Source organism: Streptomyces sp. MnatMP-M17, from assembly GCF_900091995.1.
Classification (GTDB): Bacteria; Actinomycetota; Actinomycetes; order Streptomycetales; family Streptomycetaceae; genus Streptomyces.
Map to the genome: position 1 here is coordinate 1 of NZ_FMDK01000608.1, position 3,735 is coordinate 3,735.

Below are 3,735 nucleotides of genomic sequence, written 5' to 3' on the forward strand. Positions count from 1 at the left end.
GGGCCGCGCCCGTAGCCTCGGCGACCAGCCGCGACTTCCCGATTCCTCCCTCACCGACGAGGAACAAGGCGCGGCCGTGTCCTTGCCGACAGCCGAACAACGACTCCTCGATGAGGGCGAGTTCACTGTCACGACCCACAACTTCGGCTGCACGCGCATGCATGGGTAGGGATCGTAGCGGTCGGACCGGTTTTGCCAGAGACCGTCTTGAGGACCGGATTCCGTTGTGGAGTCCGTTACGGAGTCCGGTCAGCCGGGGCTGGAGACGGTGGTGTGGATCCCGCTCAGGGTGATGACGATGCCGCTGCCGAGCGTCAGTCCGGCCAGGACCCGGACGCGGGCGCAGGCCAGATTCCGGCGCGCCAGGCTGATGGTGTCGGTGCTGGAGGTGTCGGCACTGACGGCATCGGCCGGTTCCGGGCAGAGCGGGGACGCTGCGGCGTCGGTTTCCTCGGCGTGGTGCTGGGTGTGCTGCGGCGATGCGGTCATGGCGGGTGATCCCTTCTGTGGGAGGAAGAGGTGCGAGTGGTCACTGAGCCGTTGCGTTGGGATACGGGGCCGGGGCCGGTGCGGTGTCTTCGCTCGACGCGGCCCGGAGCCGGGACGGTGTGGGATCGAGCAGCAGCACCGAGGGCACGCGGTCGGCGAACCCCAGGCGGAGCAGGGCGTATCCGATACCGGACAGCCCGAGGAGCAGACCGGGGGAGTGGACCCGGCCGGGAGTGCCGCACAGATGGCCGCCGTACTGGAAGGCGCCGACGGTCAGTCCCACGCGGCGCGCCAGGCCGGTCCTGGCGTCCCGGTGGCCGCGTGCGCTGAGCACGGCGAGCGGCTCGACCGAGCCCAGATCGCCATGACAGAGGCTGTGGTCCGTCAGCGGCACCTGCGCGCCGAGTACGCGCACCGCCGTGTCGAGACGGGCGAGGGAGATTTCGGGGTCGGCGGTTCGGGCGACGGAGGTTTCGGCGACGGTGTTTTCGGTGGCGGTGGTTGCCGGGGCCGGTCCCTCAGCGCCTCCCGTGGTCGGCCGGCCGAGGCGGTCGGCAGCGGCGAGGACCGTACCGGAGAGCCCCGAGCACCAGCTCAGATCCTCGGGTGCGTTCCGTTCCGCGGCGGTCAGCGCCGAATCCAGCAGGCGCTGCCCTGCCTCGGCGTACGGGCGGCGGTCACCGTCGGCGGCGTAGCGCAGCAGGGACCAGCCGATGCCCGCGTCACCGAAGGCGAATCCGGGTGTGCCCGTACCACGGCGTCCGCTGTCCGTGCGTACGAGCAGCAACTCCGCGATCCGGTCGGCGTGGACGGCGGCCTCCGGCGTCCCGCGTTCCTGATGTACGGCGAGCAGCGCGGCCAGCGCGCCCGCGAGACCGGTCGAGACATCGAGGGACACCTCGGCGTCGGGAGCGTCGTCGACCGACAGGGCGAGCGCGGCCACGGCGGTACGCAGGGTGTCGTCCGTAACCCCCTCGGCCGCTCCTCCCCGGCCCCTTCCCTCGCCTCCGCCCTCGCCTCCGTCTCCGCCCTCGCCGAGCAGAGTCGTCAGCCGCGCGACGGCGTAACAGATTCCGCCGAGGCCGTGGAACGCGCCCGGTCCCACCGTCCTGCTGAGCCCGGGGTCCGAGGCGAGCGCGGCGACCAGCGTGGACACCGGCGCGAGCGCCTTACGCGCCAGGTCGGTGTAGCGGGACGAGCCGGTCAGCCGGCCGAGCTGCGCGAGGAACAGCGACACTCCGCAGTACCCCTGCGCCAGGCTCGCGCCCATCGGCAGTACGGCCCAGTGGGCGTCGTCCACCAGCTCCAGACCGATCCAGTTGGCCCGCCCCCGCTCCGGTTCTCGATCTTGCCCACACTCCCGCCCTTGTTCCGGCCCCCGCTCTGGCCCCTCATCCCCGGACCGTGGATCCCCGGGACCCGGCCCGTGCACGGCGCGGGCCACGATCTCGTCCGCGATCCCGGACGCGGCGGCGAGCAGCACCGAGGACTCCGGTACGGCGGCGGGTGTCGTCCTCGCCGGTGGCTCGGCCTGTCTGTGCCGGCTTCCCGACGAGGGCCGGGCGGTGGCCAGCGAGGCGGAGATGATCCACTCCTGGTCGTGCCGGTCGACCTCGCCCATCGCCTCGATCTTGGCCAGAGCGGCGGCGAGGCCCGAGGTGTCCAGCACACCGGAGATCCTGGTGCCGCGTGACGTCCACACCTCGGCATCCGTCGGCCGGTGGAAGAAGACGGGAATGTCACCGCACCACAGGTCCGCTATCTCGTCCTCGATCACCCGCTGTCTGGCCGGGTCGTCGGACGACTCCGCCCACAGCAGGGACAGCAGCGCGTCCCTGTCCAGCGCGTCACGCAGGACATCCGGATGGAGCGACTCCGCCAGCAGCGTCGCGTAGAGCTGGGTCGGCCGTACGATCAGCCGTCCGGGCCCGGCCGCGCCCTCGCGCGTCAACAGCCCGTCCGGGCCGCGCAGTTCGTCCCGGTGGGCGACGATCGCGTCGTAGCCCGCGCGGAAGCCGCTGAGCAGGGCGGCTCCGTACTCGCCCGCCGCGACGTCCTTGCCCGCCAGCAACGGCCGGTTGCGGCCACCGGTGAACGGGACCGGACGCCGCACCAGGCGCATCGTGTCCGTTCCCGCGCCCTCCCAGGCGATCTCCGCGTGCGGCCCGCTGTCGTCCGGCGCACCGCCCACGGCCGAGATGTCGATGGCGCCCAGCTCGCCGACCATGAGCTGCGGCAGCAGACAGGTCCGGTGCACCGAGGCGGCGAGCGCGGCCGAGGCCGGATCGGGTCCGGCCGTCATCGGCTCGGCCAGTGTGGCGTGCAGCAGCGTCTCGACATCCACCAGCACCGGCTGATCGCCGTGCGCGACCAGATTGTCGTAGTGCAGATCGGAGCCCTCGACTGCGTACACCAGGGCCAGGAGCGCGCCCTGCCGCCGGTAGAACCGGTGGATGTCCGCGACGGACTCGCAGGAGAGATGGTCGATGTACTGGAGCCAGCCGTAGCCGTCCCGCGCGACCGTCGCGGCGGTCCGCAGTCCAAGATCCGGCACCTTGCCGCCCAGCCACTCCACCATCCGGTCGAGGAAGCCGTACTGGCCGAGCGGGCGCGGCTTGTAGACCACGGTGGAGCCGTTCGCGAAACCCAGCAGGGCCACTGACCGGCCGCGCTCATGAGTGTCGCCGAGCCCGAGGTCCAGCGTCACCAGTGGTCCGGGGTCGGTTCCGTCCAGCAGCTCCGCGACGATCGTCGTACGGTCGGCCGTGAACCTGGTCAGCAGCTCCGCGACGGCGTCGGCGGTGAACCGGCAGGTCTGGGCGAGCAGCCGGGCGAGCACCGGATAGCCGGCGAAGAGCCGGGCCAGTCCCCGCGCGCCGCCGGTCTGCCGCAGGAAGTCCGCGAACCGGTCCTCGGGGCCCGCGCCCGTCAGCCGTCCCGCCGTACGCGCGGCGGCGAGTTCGGCGGTGAGAGTACGGGCGGCCCGGCGGGCGAGCTGCTGTCCGAGCCGGTCCGCGAACTGCTCCGTCAGCGCGGCGGTGTCGGCCACGGCGGGATCCAGAGGGCCGCGCGTCCCGGTCATCGCCTGCACCGCCGCATCGACGAGCGGACGGAAGAGCGGGACGAATACGTCGGAGCCTTCGGCGCCGGGCGCGCCTTCCCTGCTGCTAGGCCGTGTTTCAGAACTCCCGTCTGCCCCGCGACGCCCGGCACGCACGCTCGCTGCGTTGTCGGAGTCGCCCGAGT

General features: G+C 72.4%; 3 protein-coding genes. All 3 read right to left on the reverse strand.

Going from position 1 to position 3,735, the window contains the following annotated elements:
* Window positions 1-163: ATP-binding protein (locus GA0115259_RS42925; protein ID WP_370748463.1), on the reverse strand; the 163-nt coding region annotated here is incomplete at its 3' end.
* A gap of 86 nt (window positions 164-249) precedes the next feature.
* Window positions 250-489: a hypothetical protein gene (locus GA0115259_RS25850; RefSeq protein ID WP_093601476.1), complete on the reverse strand. Its 240-nt coding sequence runs from the start codon at window positions 487-489 to the stop codon at window positions 250-252.
* Between the two features lie 40 nt (window positions 490-529).
* Window positions 530-3,706 carry a type 2 lanthipeptide synthetase LanM family protein gene (locus tag GA0115259_RS25855; RefSeq protein ID WP_093601478.1) on the reverse strand — a complete coding sequence of 1,059 codons (3,177 nt, stop codon included), beginning with the start codon at window positions 3,704-3,706 and terminating at the stop codon, window positions 530-532.
* Window positions 3,707-3,735: the final 29 nt, after the last annotated feature.

Bases quoted from the DNA above. Each gene is read 5' to 3' on its own strand.
- GA0115259_RS25850 (WP_093601476.1), bottom strand. From the start codon at position 489: ATGACCGCATCGCCGCAGCACACCCAGCACCACGCCGAGGAAACCGAC.